At 69.7% G+C, this 1,259-nt stretch carries 2 protein-coding genes and 1 pseudogene; 1 reads left to right on the forward strand and 2 read right to left on the reverse strand.

Annotated elements, in window-relative coordinates:
* Nucleotides 1-413: hypothetical protein (locus tag E3D03_RS20790; RefSeq protein ID WP_263568527.1), on the reverse strand; the 413-nt coding region annotated here is incomplete at its 3' end.
* A gap of 138 nt (nt 414-551) precedes the next feature.
* On the reverse strand, nt 552-860 hold the full coding sequence (locus E3D03_RS20795) for a hypothetical protein (RefSeq protein ID WP_119001059.1): 309 nt from the start codon (nt 858-860) through the stop codon (nt 552-554).
* Between the two features lie 111 nt (nt 861-971).
* Between E3D03_RS20795 and E3D03_RS20800 the strand changes: the two are divergent.
* Nucleotides 972-1,259: pseudogene (locus E3D03_RS20800) on the forward strand (hypothetical protein); the annotation flags it as partial.

Here is a 1,259-nt window from a genome sequence, read left to right on the forward strand (position 1 = left end):
GGCGCGCGCAGCATGGCGATCAGCGTGGCCTGCTTGGTGCCCTCGCGCGGCGTGCGCGTCTTGGGCGCGGCCTTCGGTTCGGTGGCGGTGTCCGGCGGGAACAGCTCGGTCGGCGCGTCCGTCGCGCCCGCAGGCGCGGGGGTCGCGTCCTCGGGTTCGATGCCGATGGCGGCGAGGCCTGCGTCGGTGGCGACCAGCGTGACGCCGTGGCCGTCGCCGGTCTCGCGCCATATGGGCTCGCCGTTGCGCATGTCGGCGTCGGCCTCCTGCAGGAAGCCTTTGGCGAGCATCGCGCCGACCACCTTGGCGGCGGCGCCGCCGCGCAGGCTCTCGGGCAGCGGCAGGGCGATGCGGTCCTCGCGCTGTGCGGCGGCGCTGAGGATGATGGCTTGGGTATCGGAAAGCTTGGTCATGGGGGTCGTCTCCGTATTCGGGCCCGCGTCATGCGGCGCCTTCTACGACCCGTTCGCCCGACTTACGCGGCCCCACTGGGGCCACGGTTCGGGCTCACCGCGCTGGGCGCGCGGCGGGAGTTCCTGCGTTGCCGGAGATCAGCGGGCGTGTTCGCCCTCGCCGAAGGCACTGTCGGTGATGCGCTTGAGGAGGCTGGCGTAGTGTTCGAGGGTGCCGACCATGGCCCAGCCCGCTTCGTCGGGAGCGCAGTTGAAATGGTCGTCGCTGAGCGCCTGCAGGCGGGCGAGCATCTCGTCGATCTCGGCCTTCTTGCCGATGAAGGCGGCGAGTGCGTTCGACCGGTTCCTCGAACCGGTGGCGGAACCGGTCTCACCCTTGTTCCGGCGCGCCTTCTCGGCGCGGAGTTCGTGGCGCGGGATGGTGATCGGGTTCAGGCGGGTGGTCATCGTGGTGGCTCCGTGGTGAGTTGCATCGTCCTTCCGACAGGACGTTCGCTCTGTCCGTGACGCTTATCAACTCGATAAACACGTGATCTTGAATGATAATCGGAGCCGTCGATGCAGGGCATGAGCGAGCGCCAATACGCCGCCCATGTCGGGCTGTCGCGCGGCGCGATCCAGAAGGCGAAGACCGCCGAACGGCTGGTCCTCTATCCTGACGGCAGCATCAACGCGGGCGCCAGCGACGCCCGGCGTGCCGAGACGACGGACCCGTCCAAGACCCGCAAGCCGCCCGCGCCGAAGCTAAAACCTGTCCCGGAGGCGGCGGTCGCCGCTGTTGGCGACACCTTGCGCGAACAGGGTCTGGCGGTGCCGGCGGTCGGCGGCGGCACGACCTTCCTGCAG

This window comes from Paracoccus sp. DMF, from assembly GCF_004407025.1.
Classification (GTDB): Bacteria; Pseudomonadota; Alphaproteobacteria; order Rhodobacterales; family Rhodobacteraceae; genus Paracoccus; species Paracoccus aminovorans_B.